We start from the raw sequence: 15116 nt of genomic DNA on the forward strand, positions 1-15116 counted from the left end.
GCCTTCGGGTGGTTCGGCCTGAGTCCTAGGCCTTGCGCAGGCGGAAGGTCAGGGACAGGCCCTCGTCGGTGAAGGGCGAGCCGTAGGTGTCGTCCGCCTCGCCCTGGGCGAAGTCCGTTGCCAGGACCTCGTCGGCGATCAGACCGGCGTGCTCGGCCAGGGCCTCGGTGACGGCGGGGTCGGTCGCCGTCCAGCGCAGCGCGATGCGGTCGGCCACGTCGAGGCCGCTGTTCTTGCGGGCCTCCTGGATCAGGCGGATCGCGTCACGGGCCAGGCCCGCCCGGCGCAGTTCCTCGGTGATCTCCAGGTCCAGGGCGACCGTGGCGCCCGCGTCGGAGGCCACCGACCAGCCCTCGCGGGGGGTCTCGGTGATGATGACCTCGTCGGGGGCCAGCGTGATGGTCTCGCCGTCGACCTCCACCGACGCGTTGCCCTCCCGCAGGGCCAGGGACAGGGCGGCCGCGTCCGCGTTCGCGACGGCCTTGGCCACGTCCTGGACGCGCTTGCCGAACCGCTTGCCCAGCGCGCGGAAGTTGGCCTTCGCCGTGGTGTCGACCAGGCTGCCGCCGACCTCGCTCAGCGTCGCCAGGGACTCGACGTTCAGCTCCTCCGTGATCTGCGTGCGCAGTTCGGAGCCCAGTGCGTCGAAGCCGGTCGCCGCGATCAGGGCGCGGGACAGCGGCTGACGCGTCTTGACGCCCGACTCCGCGCGCGTGGCACGGCCCAGCTCCACCAGCCGGCGCACCAGCACCATCTGCTTGGACAGCTCCGGGTCGATGGCGCCGAGGTCCGCCTCCGGCCAGGACGACAGGTGGACCGACTCGGGGGCGCCCGGCGTGACCGGGACGATCAGGTCCTGCCAGACCCGCTCGGCGATGAACGGGGTCAGCGGGGCCATCAGCTGCGTGACCGTCTCGACGACCTCGTGCAGGGTGCGCAGGGCCGCCTTGTCGCCCTGCCAGAAGCGGCGACGGGAGCGGCGCACGTACCAGTTGGACAGGTCGTCGACGAACGCGGACAGCAGCTTGCCGGCGCGCTGGGTGTCGTAGGCGTCCAGCGCCTGGGTGACCTGGTCGGTGAGCGCGTGCAGTTCGGACAGCAGCCAGCGGTCCAGGACCGGGCGGTCGGCCGGGGCCGGGTCGGCCCCGGAGGGGGCCCAGCCCGCCGTACGGGCGTAGAGGGCCTGGAAGGCGACCGTGTTCCAGTACGTCAGGAGCGTCTTGCGGACGACCTCCTGGATCGTGCCGTGGCCCACGCGGCGGGCCGCCCACGGGGAGCCTCCGGCAGCCATGAACCAGCGGACCGCGTCGGCGCCGTGCCGGTCCATCAGCGGGATCGGCTCCAGGGTGTTGCCCAGGTGCTTGGACATCTTGCGGCCGTCCTCGGCCAGGATGTGACCGAGGCAGACCACGTTCTCGTACGACGACTTGTCGAAGACCAGCGTGCCGACGGCCATCAGCGTGTAGAACCAGCCGCGAGTCTGGTCGATGGCCTCGGAGATGAACTGGGCCGGGTAGCGGGACTCGAACAGTTCCTTGTTCTTGTACGGGTAGCCCCACTGCGCGAACGGCATCGAACCCGAGTCGTACCAGGCGTCGATGACCTCCGGCACGCGCGTGGCCTGCTTCTGGCACTGGGGGCACGCGAAGGTGACCGCGTCGATGTACGGGCGGTGCGGGTCAAGGCCGGAGTGGTCCGTGCCGGTCAGCTCGGTGAGTTCCGCGCGGGAGCCGACGACCGTGAGGTGGTCGTCCTCGCAGCGCCAGATCGGCAGCGGGGTGCCCCAGTAGCGGTTGCGCGACAGCGCCCAGTCGATGTTGTTCTGGAGCCAGTCGCCGAAGCGGCCGTGCTTCACCGTCTCCGGGAACCAGTTGGTGCCCTCGTTCTCCGCGAGGAGGCGGTCCTTGAGCGCCGTGGTGCGGATGTACCAGGAGGGCTGCGCGTAGTAGAGGAGCGCGGTGTGGCAGCGCCAGCAGTGCGGGTAGCTGTGCTCGTAGGGGATGTGCTTGAAGAGCAGGCCGCGGCCGTCGAGGTCCTCGGTGAGCTTCTCGTCGGCCTTCTTGAAGAAGACGCCGCCGACGAGGGGGACGTCCTCCTCGAAGGTGCCGTCCGGGCGGACCGGGTTCACGACCGGCAGGCCGTAGGAGCGGCAGACCTTGAGGTCGTCCTCACCGAAGGCGGGGGACTGGTGGACCAGACCCGTGCCGTCCTCGGTGGTGACGTACTCGGCGTTGACCACGAAGTGGGCCTCGGCCGGGAACTCCACCAGCTCGAAGGGGCGCTGGTACGTCCAGCGCTCCATCTCGGCGCCGGTGAAGGACTGGCCGGTGGTCTCCCAGCCCTCGCCGAGCGCCTTGGCGACGAGCGGCTCGGCGACGACGAGCTTCTCCGAACCTTCCGGGCCCTTCGTCGCGACGACGTAGGTGACCTCGGGATGGGCGGCGACGGCGGTGTTGGACACCAGGGTCCACGGGGTCGTCGTCCACACCAGGAGTGCGGCCTCGCCGGCCAGCGGGCCGGAGGTGAGCGGGAAGCGGACGAAGACCGACGGGTCGACGACCGTCTCGTAGCCCTGCGCGAGCTCGTGGTCCGACAGGCCCGTGCCGCAGCGGGGGCACCAGGGGGCGACGCGGTGGTCCTGGACCAGCAGGCCCTTGTCGAAGATCTCCTTCAGCGACCACCAGACGGACTCGATGTACTCGGGGTCCATCGTGCGGTACGGGTCCTGGAGGTCGGTCCAGTAGCCCATGCGGGTCGTGAGCTCTTCGAAGGCGTCCGTGTGCCGGGTCACCGACTCACGGCACTTCGCGTTGAACTCCGCGATGCCGTACGCCTCGATGTCCTGCTTGCCGGAGAAGCCGAGCTCCTTCTCGACGGCGAGCTCCACCGGCAGGCCGTGGCAGTCCCAGCCGGCCTTGCGGGCGACGTGGTAGCCGCGCATGGTGCGGAAGCGGGGGAACACGTCCTTGAAGACGCGCGCCTCGATGTGGTGGGCACCGGGCATGCCGTTGGCGGTGGGCGGGCCCTCGTAGAACACCCACTCGGGGCGGCCCTCGGACTGCTCCAGGCTCTTGGCGAAGATCTTCTGCTCGCGCCAGAAGTCGAGCACGGCGTGCTCGAGGGCGGGCAGGTCGACCTGGGCGGGCACCTGGCGGTACGTCGGCGATGTCATCAGCGGGCTTCCTCCGGCGGACTTGCTGCCTTCCGTCCGGAGGGACGAGAGCTACGTCTGCCTGCGCCGCCTTCGGCGCGCTCCCGCGGTACCACCCTCCTTGGCCCTCCGGCACGGGGTGTGCACCGACGAGCCCCCTCATTGGGGTCGCGATACCGGGTCTACCGGCCGTCGCTCACTGGCTCCGGCTTTCTTCCGGCGGCTCCGGGGTGATCTTCACGTCGCGCTCGCCCCCGGGCTTCCACCGTCCCCGGGTCGCTCTGGGCTGCGTACGCCGCTACTCGTCCCCATCCACGCTTTTCGCTCCGCCCAGTGTACGGCGCCGCGCGGACAACGGCCGACCGGTTTTCGGGGCGGCCGGGGATGGGGTGCCGCGTGGGGTGCGATATGAGTTTTATGACCCGAATAGCACGGTATAGGTGTTCGGATCCTGGGACGTCCGGCTCGGCGGATTACCGGGCGAGGAGCTGGGCACAACGGATGCATGCTCGCCGCGCGGCGTGCGCGAGGCGGGCGAATCGAGCGGTGTGCCCCGTTGCCGCGGGACTCGAGTCGATTTATCGTCCCAGCACGATTCGCGAGCAAGATCACAATATGTGAAGGGGCCGCGGCCATGGTGGCGAAGAAGACCGCCGTACAGCAGCCGGCGTCCGGCAGGTCCGCGAAGGCCTCCGGCGGCGCTGCGAAGGACGTGGGCGGGAAGAAGTCCACGCAGGGGGGCTCGGCGGGGCGGGCGGCGAAGGAGGACGCGGGGAAGGCGGCCGAGGGGACGAGGGCGCCCAGGAGGAAGGCGGCAGAGGCGAGAAAGGCCACCGCGAAGGCATCTGTGGAGCCGGGATCGATCGAGCGGGCGGCGGGGAAGAAGGCGGCAGGGAAGAAGCCGTCGGCCGGGAAGACCACTCTGGCCGGAGAGACCACCCTGGCCGGGAAGACCGCCCCCGCCGGGAAGACCGCCCCCGCCGGGAAGACCGCCCCGGCCGGGAAGACGAGCAGCGGGAAGGCGGCAGGCGTGAAGGCTGCCGCCAAGAAGGCCGCGGGCGAGAAGGTCGCCGGAGGCAAGAGCACCACCACGAAGAGCGCGGCCGGGAAGGGCGCTGCCCGGACCGGCGCGCTCACACAGGACACGGCCGCGACCAGCACGGCCAAGAAGGCGGGTGCGGCCGAGGCCGCGCAGCAGACGGGAGCGACGACGGTGGTTGCGAAGAAGACTCCTGGCCCGGTCACGGCGGCGAAGACCGCCGTTCCCAAGGCACGGGTCGCCGCGGCGGAGCCCGGCGAGCTCGCGGTACGCCCCGGCGAGGACCCCTGGACGGCGGAGGAGGTCGAACAGGCGCGGTCCGAGCTGACCTCCGAGGAGACCCGGCTGCGTGAGGAGATCACGTCGTCGGAGCGGTCCCTCGCGGGCCTGATGCGGGACTCCGGGGACGGCGCGGGCGACGACCAGGCGGACACCGGCACCAAGAACATCACCCGCGAGCACGAGCTGGCCCTGGCCGCCAACGCGCGCGAGATGCTCCTCCAGACCGAGCGCGCCCTGGAACGCCTGCACGCGGGCACCTACGGCCTGTGCGAGAACTGCGGCAACCCCATCGGCAAGGCCCGTATGCAGGCCTTCCCGCGGGCCACGCTCTGCGTGGAGTGCAAGCAGAAGCAGGAGCGCCGGTACTGACCGGCGCCGAATGCCTCCTGAGCACGTGGGACGCACCGGGCGTGTCGTACCCTCGTCCTCAGTCAGGCACCTAGGTTGAGGGACTCACGTGGCAGAGGCGGAGCGCATCATCGGTACGCCGGACACACCGGACGCGGCCGGGGGCGGCAAGGAGCGGCCCGACGCCGAGGGCACCCCGGCCGGGAAGCCCGGTACCGACCCGGCGGCCGTGGCGGGAGAGTCCGGTACCGGCGAGCCGGAGGCCACCGCCGAGCGGCCCCGGGGCAGGCGCCGGATCGCGGTGCTGTTCGCCGTCGCCACGTTCGCCTACGCGATCGACCTGATCAGCAAGTTGATCGTGGTCGCCAAGCTGGAGCACCACCCGCCCATCGAGATCGTCGGGGACTGGCTGAAGTTCGAGGCGATCCGCAACGCGGGCGCGGCCTTCGGCTTCGGCGAGGCCTTCACCGTGATCTTCACCATGATCGCGGCGGCGGTGATCGTGGTGATCGCCCGGCTCGCCCGCAAGCTCTACAGCCTGCCCTGGGCGATCGCGCTCGGCCTGCTGCTCGGCGGTGCGCTGGGTAACCTCACCGACCGGATCTTCCGGGCACCGGGCGTCTTCGAGGGCGCGGTCGTGGACTTCATCGCGCCCAAGCATTTCGCCGTCTTCAACCTGGCCGACTCGGCGATCGTGTGCGGTGGCATCCTGATCGTGCTGCTGTCCTTCCGGGGTCTCGACCCGGACGGGACCGTCCACAAGGACTGAGCGCGCGTACGGCCCCGTCGTGGCCGTCCGGCATACTCGACGGGTGAGCACGATTCCCGAGATCCGTACCCTGCCCGTGCCCGACGGCCTGGAGGGCGAGCGCGTCGACGCCGCCATCTCCCGCATGTTCGGCTTCTCCCGTACCAAAGCGGCCGAGCTCGCCGCCGCGGGGAAGGTCACGGTCGACGGGTCGGTGGTCGGCAAGTCGGAGCGCGTGCACGGCGGCGCCTGGCTGGAGGTCGAGATGCCGCAGGCGCCCGCGCCGGTGCAGATCGTCGCCGAGCCGGTCGAGGGCATGGAGATCGTGCACGACGACGACGACGTGGTCGTGATCGTCAAGCCGGTCGGTGTCGCCGCGCACCCGAGCCCGGGCTGGACCGGGACGACCGTGATCGGTGGGCTCGCCGCCGCCGGGTACCGCATCTCGACCTCCGGCGCCGCCGAGCGCAAGGGCATCGTGCACCGGCTCGACGTGGGCACCTCGGGGCTGATGGTGGTCGCCAAGTCGGAGCGGGCGTACACCTCGCTCAAGCGCCAGTTCAAGGAGCGCACGGTCGACAAGCGGTACCACACGCTCGTCCAGGGCCACCCCGACCCGACCAGCGGCACCATCGACGCGCCCATCGGCCGGCACCCCCAGCACGACTACAAGTGGGCCGTCACCGCCGAGGGCAAGCCGTCCGTCACGCACTACGACCTCATGGAGGCGTTCCGCGCGGCTTCACTGCTGGACGTGAAGCTGGAGACCGGCCGCACGCACCAGATCCGCGTCCACATGGCCGCACACCGGCACCCCTGCGTCGGCGACCTCACCTACGGCGCCGACCCGACGCTCGCCAAGCGCCTCGGCCTGACCCGGCAGTGGCTGCACGCGGTGCGGCTCGGCTTCGAGCACCCCGGGGACGGGCAGTGGGTGGAGTTCTCCTGCGACTACCCGGAGGACCTGCAGAAGGCCCTGGAGCAGGTCCGCGAGGAGACCTGGGCGTGAGCACCCCGTACGTGGTGCGGGTCGCCGAGGACCCGGCCGATCGGGAGGCGTGCTTCGCGGTGCGCAAGGAGGTCTTCGTCGGCGAGCAGGGCGTGCCGGAGGACCTCGAGTACGACGCGTACGACGCCGGCGCGGTCCATGTGCTGGCGGTCCGTGAGGACGGTGTGCCGCTCGGGACGGGGCGGCTGCTGCACGGGGAGGCGGCCGTCGCGCAGACCGGCGGGGACCCGTCCGTGGGCTCCCTCGGCAGGCTCGCCGTGGCGGGCCCGGCGCGCGGACTCGGTGTCGGCGCCGCCCTGGTGCGGGCCATCGAGGACGCGGCACGCGCGCGAGGGCTCGTGGCCGTGGACCTGCACGCGCAGACGCACGCGCTGGGCTTCTACGAGCGGCTCGGATACGAGCCCTATGGGCCCGAATACTTGGAGGCGGGCATTCCGCACCAGGGGATGCGGCGTTCGCTTTAACACCACGTGGTGGGTGCCGAAACGGTTTGTCCCGGGAGTTGCGTGGCAGGCTTGAGGTCAGTCGTGTGAACATTTGACCTTTCCGGAGCGCTGACCGTGGATCAGTTGGCCCTGCTGTTCGTGCTGCTGCTCGGGGCCGTGATCAGTGTCCCCGTGGGGGACCGCTTCAAGGTGCCCGCCCCGGTGCTGATGACGCTCCTGGGGATAGTCCTCGCGCTGCTGCCGTTCGTGCCGAACGTCGAGATCGCGCCGGACCTGATTTTGCCGCTGCTGCTGCCGCCCCTGCTGTACGCCGCCGTGCGGCGCACGTCCTGGCGGCAGTTCGCGGCGAACAAGAGGCCGATCTTCCTGCTCGCCGTGGCGCTGGTGTTCGTCACCATGGCCTGTGTGGCCGCCGTGGCCGACGCGATCGTGCCGGGCCTGCCGCTCGCGGCGGCGTTCGCGCTGGGCGCGCTGGTGGCCCCGCCGGACCCGGTCGCGGCGACCGCCGTGGCCGGGCAGTTGGGCCTGCCGCGCCGGCTGGTGTCGATCCTGGAGGGCGAGGGGCTGTTCAACGACGTGACGGCCATCGTCCTCTACCACGTGGCGATCGCCGCGGCCGTCAGCGGCACGTTCTCGCCCTGGAAGGCCGGGCTCGACCTGGTGCTGTCGGCCGTGGTGGCGGTGGCGGTGGGCCTCGCGCTGGGCTGGGGCGCCAACAAGCTGATGGAGGTGCTCGGCGACGCGACCCTGCAGATCGGGCTGACCCTGCTGGTGCCGTACGCCGCCTATGTCATGGCCGAGGAACTGCACGGGTCCGGGGTGCTCGCCGTGCTCACCACCGCGTTGTTCCTCGCGGAGTACGGCTCGGACGCCGACGACGTCATGACGCGGCTGGCCGGGCACACGTTCTGGAACATCGTCGACACCCTCGTCACCGGAGTGGCCTTCGGGCTGGTCGGGCTGGAGCTGCACAACGCGATCCGCACGGCTTCCGGGCGGTGGGGCGAGCTGCTCTGGTGGGCGGCGGTGGTGGTGGTCGTCGTCGTGCTCGCCCGGCTGCTGTGGCTGCTGCCGGCGACCTGGCTGACGAAGCGGCTGCACGCGCGGCGGGACTACGACGAGGACATCCCGGTGAGCTGGCGCGAGACCGTGGTGATGTGGTGGTCGGGGATGCGCGGGGTGGCCTCGGTCGCGCTGGTGCTGGCGATTCCGCTGGAGACCGACGCGGGGGCGCCGTTCCCCAGCCGGGACGAGATCATCTTCATCGCGTTCGGGGTGATCATGGCGACGCTGGTGCTGCAGGGGCTGACGTTGCCGTGGCTGGTGCGGCGGCTCGGGGTGAAGGCCGACACGGACCAGGAGAAGGAGTTCGCCAAGGCGCTCGCGATCAGGGCGTCCAAGGCGGCGAAGCAGCGGCTGCGGGAGATCGAGGGGAACGAGGAGCTGCCGGAGGAGCTGTCCGAGCAGATGCTGCGGCGGGCCTACGACATCGGCGTGCGGATCAGCCCCGAACTCGCCGAGGACGAGCGCCGGGAGGCGTACCGGGAGGGGGCCCGGCGGGTGAAGCGGCTGCGGCGGATCCAGCAGGAGATGCTGAGCGCGGCGCGGCACGAGGTGCTGGCGGCGCGCAGCGAGCCCGGGGCGGATCCCGAGGTGGTCGACCGGGTTCTGCGGCATCTCGACGTCCGCAGCCTGCGGTGAGGCGGCGTCGGCTCCGGATGCCGGTTTGACGGCGGGCGGCCGGAGAGTCGTAGGGTCGTTCGTATGGCACGGAACGTGGTAATCAGTGGTGGAGGTACGGGAATTGGGCTCGCGGCGGCCCGGGTGTTCGCCGCCGGCGGGGACCGGGTGGTGCTGCTCGGGCGGCGGCCCGAGGTGCTGGAGAAGGCCGAGGTGCCCGGCGCGCTGACGTACGCGGCCGATCTCGCCGAGCCGGAGGAGGTGCGCGGTGTCGCCGCCTTCGTGGAGCGAGAGCTGGGGACCGTGGACGTGCTCGTGCACAACGCCGGGGGCAACGGACTGCTCGAACCGGAAGCCCCGGGTGACGATCCGCTCGCCGCCGTCGCGCACAGCTGGAACGTGAACTTCAGGATCAACACCCTGACCGCGGTCCTGCTCACCGAGGCGCTGAAGCCGCGGCTCGCCGAGCCCGGCGGACGGGTGCTGTTCCTCAGCTCCATCGCCGCCTACCGGGGATCGGGAAGCGGCGCGTACGCGGCGTCCAAGGCGGGGCTGCATCCCTACGCCCACGATCTGGCCCGGGAGCTGGGGCCGCGCGGCATCACCGCGAACGTGGTCGCGCCCGGGTACATCGAGGACACCGAGTTCTTCGGCGACGCGATGGCCGAGGAGCGCCGCAACCGGCTCATCGGCGAGACCTCGAACGGGCGGGCCGGGACCCCGGGGGATGTCGCCGAGACCCTGCACTGGCTGGCCTCCCCGGGCGCCGGTCACGTCACCTCGCAGATCATCCAGGTCAACGGCGGCGCCGAGCGCGGCCACTGACCCGACAGCCAGGTCATCGGTCGCCGGGTCCGGCCGGTGACCCGACAGCCAGGTCGTCGGTCGCCGAGTGCGGCCGGTGACCCGACAGTCAGGTCGTCGGTCGCCGAGTGCGGCCGGTGACCCGACAGCCAGGTCAACGGCGGCGCCGAGCGCGGCCACTGACCCGACAGCACGGAGGAGGGCTGCCCGCGTCGCGGGCAGCCCTCCGGTCGTCCGTGCCGGCGTCGGTCCGTGCGGTCAGTGCCCCGGTCGTCCGGAGCCGTTTCCGTGATAGCGGCGCTGCTGGGCCGGTACGGCCTCCGAGGACGGTCGGTGGCCGTTGCCGCGGGAGGACGGCGGCAGGATCGCGTCCGCCGTGTTGACCCGGGGCAGCGCGTACGGGTGCTCCTCGGCCAGCCAGCTGAGCATCTGCTCGCGGACCGTGACCCGCACCGTCCAGATGTCGTCCGCGTCCTTGCCCGTCACCAGGGCCCGCACCTCCATGGTGCTCGGGGTGCTGTCCGTGACGGTCAGGTTGTAGGCGCGGCCGTCCCAGGCGGGGCACTCGCGCAGGATGTCGCGCAGTTTCTCGCGCATCGCCTCCAGTGGCGCGGAGTGATCGACGTGCCAGAAGACGGTGCCGGTCATCTGCGGGGTGCCGCGCGACCAGTTCTCGAACGGCTTGGACGTGAAGTACGACACCGGCATGGTGATGCGGCGCTCGTCCCAGGTGCGGACGGTCAGGAACGTCAGCGTGATCTCCTCGACCGTGCCCCACTCGCCGTCCACGACGACGGTGTCGCCGATGCGCACCATGTCGCCGAAGGCGATCTGCAGCCCGGCGAACAGGTTGCCCAGCGTGGACTGGGCGGCGACACCGGCGACGATGCCGAGGATGCCGGCCGAGGCCAGGAGGGAGGCGCCCGCGGCCTTGAACGCCGGGAACGTCAGCAGCATCGTCGCCGCGGCCACCACGGCGACGATCGCGGATACCACCCGCATGATCAGCGTCACCTGGGTCCGCACCCGGCGTACCCGGGCCGGATCACGCTGGGCGTGCGCGTTGGCGTAGCGGCTGTAGGACGTCTCGACGACCGCGGCCGCGATCCGGATGACCAGCCAGGCGGCGGAACCGATCAGCAGCAGTGTCAGCGTCTGACCGATGCCGTCACGGTGGTTCTCCAGCAGTCGCACCTCGTCGTACGACCCTCTCAGCAGGGCCGCGAACAGCACGAGCTGGTAGGGGATGCGGCCACGGCGGAGGGACCCCCACAGGGGGGTCTCGTGGTGCCGGGCGTCGGCCTTGCGCAGCAGGAAGTCGGTCGCCCAGCCGATCACCAGCGTGAGCACGACCGAGCCACCGACCACGATCAGCGGTCGTAGCAGGTTCTCCATGCCACCGAACCTAACCGGCTCCCGGGGGGCATGAACATGTGACTTCCGTTGCGTGACGGGTAGTGCCGCGATCCCGGCTCGTCACACCCGGCTGGCACCATGGCCTCATGAACATCATGCTCTTTCACTCGACCTTCGGGCTGCGGCCCGCGGTACTCCGGGCCGCTGACCGACTGCGCTCGGCCGGACACGAGGTGTGGACGCCCGACCTCTTCGAGGGGCGCACCTTCGAGGAGGTCGAGGAGGGCATGGAGCACAAGGAGAAGATCGGCAAGGAGGAGCTGCTGAAGCGGGCCGTGCTGGCCGCCGCGCCCTACTCCGAGCGGGGGCTGGTGTACGCAGGGTTCTCGCTCGGCGCCTCCATCGCCCAGACCCTCGCCCTCGGCGACGACAAGGCGCGCGGCCTGCTCCTCCTGCACGGCACGTCGGACATCGCGCCGGACGTCACCGCCCAGGACCTGCCCGTCCAGCTGCACGTGGCGGAGCCCGACCCGTTCGAGACGGACGACTGGCTGAGCGCCTGGTACCTCCAGATCGGCCGCACCGGCGCCGATGTCGAGGTGTACCGGTACGCCGGGGCCGGCCACCTCTACACCGACCCCGACCTGCCGGACTACGACGAGGAGGCCGCCGAGGCCACCTGGCGGGTGGCGCTCGGCTTCCTCGACACCCTCTGAGAGGGCCGGCCGGCTCAGACCGGGTCGTAGGTGCGCTCGACCTTCTGCGTGCCGCTGCGGGTGCGGTACGAGCGGGACCACTTGGCGCTCGCGTCGCGCTTCGTGCGGTCGGAGACGACGTAGAAGTCCATCTGCGCGCGCTCGGCCGTGATGTCCAGTACGCCGAAGCCGTGCCGGTCGGTGTCGACCCAGTGGACATGGCGGTTGGCGGCCCGGATGACCGGTGAGGCGACCGCGGAGACCGTGCCCTCCGGGACCTTCACGATGTCGTCGAGGTTGTCGGAGGTGACCGACGTGACGACGAACTCCGTGGCGGCCGAGGGGGACAGCGGATACGTTCCGGCGTCCACCGGCACGTCGTTGGCCCAGGCCATGTGGATGTCGCCGGTGAGGAAGACCGTGTTGCGGATCGCGTTCGTCCGCAGATGCGCCAGGATCTCGCGGCGGTCGTCGGTGTAGCCGTCCCACTGGTCGGTGTTGAGGGCGAGACCCTCCTGCGGCAGGCCCAGCAGCTTGGCCAGCGGCTTCAGCAGGTCGGCGGAGAGCGAGCCGATGGCGAACGGCGAGATCATCACCGAGTTGCCGACCAGCCGCCAGGTGGTGTCGGAGGACTTCAGCCCCGCCTTGAGCCAGTCGAGCTGGGCGCGGCCGGTGAGGGTGCGGTCCGGGTCGTCGACCTCGCCGTTGCCGACCTTCACCTGCTGTGAGCGGAAGGACCGCAGGTCCAGCAGCGAGAGGTCGGCCAGCTTGCCGAAGCGCAGCCGGCGATAGGTGGTGCCGGCGATCGCCGGGCGCACCGGCATCCACTCGAAGTAGGCCTGCTTGGCGGCGGCCTGGCGTGCGGACCAGGCGCCCTCGGCGCCCTCCGTGTGGTTCTCCGCGCCGCCCGACCAGGCGTCGTTGGCGAACTCGTGGTCGTCCCAGATCGCCACGACCGGGGCCGTCGCGTGCAGCGCCTGGAGGTCCGGGTCGGTCTTGTAGCGCGCGTGCCGGATGCGGTAGTCGGCGAGCGTGACGATCTCGTGCGCCGGGGCGTGCGGGCGGACGACCGTGCCGCGGGTGGCGTACTCGCCGGTGCCGTACTCGTAGATGTAGTCGCCGAGGTGCAGCCAGGCGTCCAGGTCGCCGCGGGCCGCGAGGTGCCGGTACGAGGAGAACCAGCCGGCCTCCCAGTTGGCGCAGGAGACCACGCCGAAGCGCAGGCCCGTGACGGCCGCGTCGTGCGCGGGGGCGGTGCGGGTGCGCGCCGCCGGGGAGTCGGTGCTGCCGGCGGAGAAGCGGAACCAGTAGTCGGTACCCGGTTCCAGGCCGCGGATGTCGGCCTTCACGGTGTGGTCGGAGGCCGCCGTCGCCGTCGTGGAGCCCTTGGCGACGACGGTGGTGAACGCCTTGTCCCTGGCGACGACCCAGCTCACCTCGGTGTCCGGGCCGACTCCGGAGCCGGGTATCGCCTCCGGCACCGGCGTGACGCGGGTCCACAGCAGGATGCCGTCCGGCAGCGGGTCACCGGAGGCGACGCCGTGCAGGAAGGCGGGTGCCTGGTCGACGGCGCGCGCCGGCAGGGTCGCCGCCAGCGGCCCGGCCAGGACAGCGGTCGCCGCCGCGGCCTTGACGACCGTACGGCGGCGCGGAGTGAGGGAGTTGAGGCCCTCTGACGTCTTCGATGATCTGTATCGACTGGTCACGACCGATCAGGTTACTGGTCGGTATGCACCAGAGCGGGCGAACTCCCGAAGTTCGCCCGCTCTTCATGTGGTGACCGGTCCCTGACCTGCCGTCACTTCTTGAGGGCCTCGCCCACGACCTTGTTGAAGTCGTCCACCGTCATCAGCGGGTTGCCGCCGTTCAGCTGCTTGCCGTCCATCACGAAGCCCGGGGTGCCCTGCACGCCTTCCTTGTTGTCGTCGAAGGTCTTCGACATGGCCATCGCCCAGGCGTCGTAGGTGCCCTTCTCGACCGCGTCCTGGAACTTCTTGTTCCCCTTCAGCTCGGGGACGGTGTCCGCGACCTTGACGAGGTAGCTGTCGTCCTTGAACTTGTCGGTCGTCTCGTCCGGGTGGTACTTCGCCGAGTACAGCGCGGCCTTGTAGTCGAGGAACGCCTTGTCGCTCACGTTCAGCGCGGCGCCCAGGGCGCTCAGCGCGTTCTTGGAGCCCTCGCCGTTGTCCTTGTTGTCGATGAACGTGGCGCCGACGAACTGCATCTTGAACTTGCCGTCGTCGATGTCCTTCTTCACGGTCGGACCGACGGTCTGCTCGAACTGGGCGCAGACGGGGCAGCGCGGGTCCTCGTAGATCTTCAGCGTCTTCTTGGCCGAGGCCTTGCCGATGACGACCGTGGTGCCGTCGGTGCCCGTGGTGTTGGCGGGGGTGACGACCTTCTCGTCCTTCACCGCCTCCCAGTGGGTGGGCTTGTTGGCCTGGACGACCGCGTACCCGATGCCGCCGGCTATCGCCAGGACACCGACGATGGAGCAGGCGACGATGACCTGCCGCTTCGTCTTCGCCCGCTTGGCCTCGCGCTCGCGCTCGATGCGCAGCCGCTCACGGGCCGCCGTCTTCGCCGTCTGGCTGTTGCGCTTGCTCATGGTGATGTTCTCCACAGGGGACGCGCACACGTGTGTGTGCGCGATGCGTAAGGGGGACTGCTGGTGCTCGAAAGTGCCGCGGGGGGCGAAGGTGCCTCACGCGACGGCGGGTGCCGTGCGTGAAGGCGGACGCCTCAGGCGACGGTGGGTGCCGTGCGTGAAGGCGGGTGCCTCACGCGACGGAGGACGCCTTAGGCGAAGGCGGGTGAGCACGGCGGTCCACGCCGTCCCAGGGAGTACGCGAGGATCCGGTCGCGGGCGGTGGGCGTGCGGTCGGCGGCACGCGCCGGCAGGCGCCGCCCGGCCGGGGCCCGCTCCACCGCGACCGCGGCGACCGCCAGCAGCAGCGGCCGGAACGTGGTCGCCGTCACCGCCCGCAGCAGCTGGGCCAGGGCCCGCTCGCCGCGGCGCAGCCACACGGCGGCCAGGAGGCCGACCCCGATGTGCGCACCCAGGAGCAGCCAGGCGGTGGCCGGGTCGGCATGGGCGACCGCGGTCGCGAGCCGTTCCGTGCCGGTGGCTCCGGCCATCCGGGCCAGGGGCGTGCCGACCTCGCCGCCGCCGCACAGCACGTCCAGGCCGACCGAGCGCAGCGGGCCGGCGACCGGACCGCCCGCCCGGCCGTAGCAGGCGTGCTGGCCCGTGGTGAACACCGTGTCGGCGGCGAGTTCCAGCGGGATCAGCAGGGCCGCGATCCTCCCGAAGGAGCGCTCGCGGCCCGCCAGGGCGAACGCGATCACGAACACGGCGGTGGTGACCGCCGCCACCGTGCCCATCGGCAGCGGGGCCCGGGACAGCAGGACGTGCGACGCGGTGCTGAGCGTCACGACCACGGCCGTGAACAGCGCCGCGCGTACGGCTCTGAGCTGGATCCCGGATATGTCCATAGCGATAGGAGAGTGTGTCACGGGGGCCTGTAAGGGACCCCTAAAGGATGCCTGTGAGAGGCC

12 protein-coding genes are annotated in these 15116 nt (G+C 71.1%); 7 read left to right on the forward strand and 5 right to left on the reverse strand.

Annotation, left to right across the window (positions count from 1 at the left end; translation table 11 throughout):
• Positions 1-25: 25 nt before the first annotated feature.
• On the reverse strand, positions 26-3172 hold the full coding sequence (gene ileS / locus FDO69_RS09745) for an isoleucine--tRNA ligase (RefSeq protein WP_104779360.1): 3147 nt from the start codon (positions 3170-3172) through the stop codon (positions 26-28).
• Between the two features lie 613 nt (positions 3173-3785).
• Between ileS and FDO69_RS09755 the strand changes: the two genes are divergently transcribed.
• The 6 genes from FDO69_RS09755 (at position 3786) to FDO69_RS09780 (ending at position 9528) form a co-directional block, all read left to right on the forward strand.
• Positions 3786-4841, forward strand: a complete 1056-nt coding sequence (locus tag FDO69_RS09755) for a TraR/DksA family transcriptional regulator (RefSeq protein WP_104779361.1) — start codon at positions 3786-3788, stop codon at positions 4839-4841.
• 88 nt (positions 4842-4929) lie between these two features.
• Positions 4930-5589: a signal peptidase II gene (gene lspA / locus FDO69_RS09760; RefSeq protein ID WP_104779362.1), complete on the forward strand. Its 660-nt coding sequence runs from the start codon at positions 4930-4932 to the stop codon at positions 5587-5589.
• A 43-nt stretch (positions 5590-5632) separates the two neighbouring features.
• Complete coding sequence (locus FDO69_RS09765) at positions 5633-6577, forward strand: RluA family pseudouridine synthase (RefSeq protein WP_104779363.1); 945 nt, start codon at positions 5633-5635, stop codon at positions 6575-6577.
• Entirely contained in the window at positions 6574-7041 is a 468-nt protein-coding gene (locus tag FDO69_RS09770; RefSeq protein WP_104779364.1) for a GNAT family N-acetyltransferase, read from the forward strand. Before FDO69_RS09765 ends, FDO69_RS09770 begins: the two co-directional genes overlap by 4 nt.
• Before the next feature lie 96 nt (positions 7042-7137).
• Positions 7138-8724, forward strand: coding sequence for a Na+/H+ antiporter (locus tag FDO69_RS09775; protein ID WP_104779365.1), 1587 nt, complete (start codon positions 7138-7140; stop codon positions 8722-8724).
• A 63-nt stretch (positions 8725-8787) separates the two neighbouring features.
• Positions 8788-9528, forward strand: a complete 741-nt coding sequence (locus tag FDO69_RS09780) for an SDR family NAD(P)-dependent oxidoreductase (RefSeq protein ID WP_104779366.1) — start codon at positions 8788-8790, stop codon at positions 9526-9528.
• Between the two features lie 237 nt (positions 9529-9765).
• Here FDO69_RS09780 and FDO69_RS09785 read toward each other — a convergent pair whose 3' ends face one another.
• Entirely contained in the window at positions 9766-10902 is a 1137-nt protein-coding gene (locus FDO69_RS09785; protein ID WP_104779367.1) for a mechanosensitive ion channel family protein, read from the reverse strand.
• 62 nt (positions 10903-10964) lie between these two features.
• Between FDO69_RS09785 and FDO69_RS09790 the strand changes: the two genes are divergently transcribed.
• Entirely contained in the window at positions 10965-11579 is a 615-nt protein-coding gene (locus tag FDO69_RS09790; protein ID WP_267896220.1) for a dienelactone hydrolase family protein, read from the forward strand.
• Between the two features lie 14 nt (positions 11580-11593).
• On the opposite strand, the gene FDO69_RS09795 is transcribed toward FDO69_RS09790, so the two are convergent.
• From FDO69_RS09795 to FDO69_RS09805, 3 genes are all read right to left on the reverse strand, one after another.
• Positions 11594-13264 (reverse strand): alkaline phosphatase D family protein, encoded by a 1671-nt coding sequence (locus tag FDO69_RS09795; RefSeq protein ID WP_104779368.1) that lies wholly within the window; start codon positions 13262-13264, stop codon positions 11594-11596.
• 92 nt (positions 13265-13356) lie between these two features.
• Positions 13357-14166 carry a thioredoxin domain-containing protein gene (locus FDO69_RS09800; RefSeq protein WP_104779665.1) on the reverse strand — a complete coding sequence of 270 codons (810 nt, stop codon included), beginning with the start codon at positions 14164-14166 and terminating at the stop codon, positions 13357-13359.
• 191 nt (positions 14167-14357) lie between these two features.
• Positions 14358-15053, reverse strand: coding sequence for a hypothetical protein (locus FDO69_RS09805; protein WP_104779369.1), 696 nt, complete (start codon positions 15051-15053; stop codon positions 14358-14360).
• Positions 15054-15116: the final 63 nt, after the last annotated feature.

Source organism: Streptomyces tibetensis, assembly GCF_007655005.1.
GTDB classification, from domain to species: Bacteria; Actinomycetota; Actinomycetes; order Streptomycetales; family Streptomycetaceae; genus Streptomyces; species Streptomyces tibetensis.

What these genes read in the sequence shown, in the direction of transcription:
- FDO69_RS09780 (WP_104779366.1), top strand. Translation starts at nt 8,788, where the DNA reads ATGGCACGGAACGTGGTAATCAGTGGTGGAGGTACGGGAATTGGGCTC.
- FDO69_RS09805 (WP_104779369.1), bottom strand. Translation starts at nt 15,053, where the DNA reads ATGGACATATCCGGGATCCAGCTCAGAGCCGTACGCGCGGCGCTGTTC.
- FDO69_RS09800 (WP_104779665.1), bottom strand. Translation starts at nt 14,166, where the DNA reads ATGAGCAAGCGCAACAGCCAGACGGCGAAGACGGCGGCCCGTGAGCGG.
- FDO69_RS09785 (WP_104779367.1), bottom strand. Translation starts at nt 10,902, where the DNA reads ATGGAGAACCTGCTACGACCGCTGATCGTGGTCGGTGGCTCGGTCGTG.
- ileS (WP_104779360.1), bottom strand. Translation starts at nt 3,172, where the DNA reads ATGACATCGCCGACGTACCGCCAGGTGCCCGCCCAGGTCGACCTGCCC.
- FDO69_RS09755 (WP_104779361.1), top strand. Translation starts at nt 3,786, where the DNA reads ATGGTGGCGAAGAAGACCGCCGTACAGCAGCCGGCGTCCGGCAGGTCC.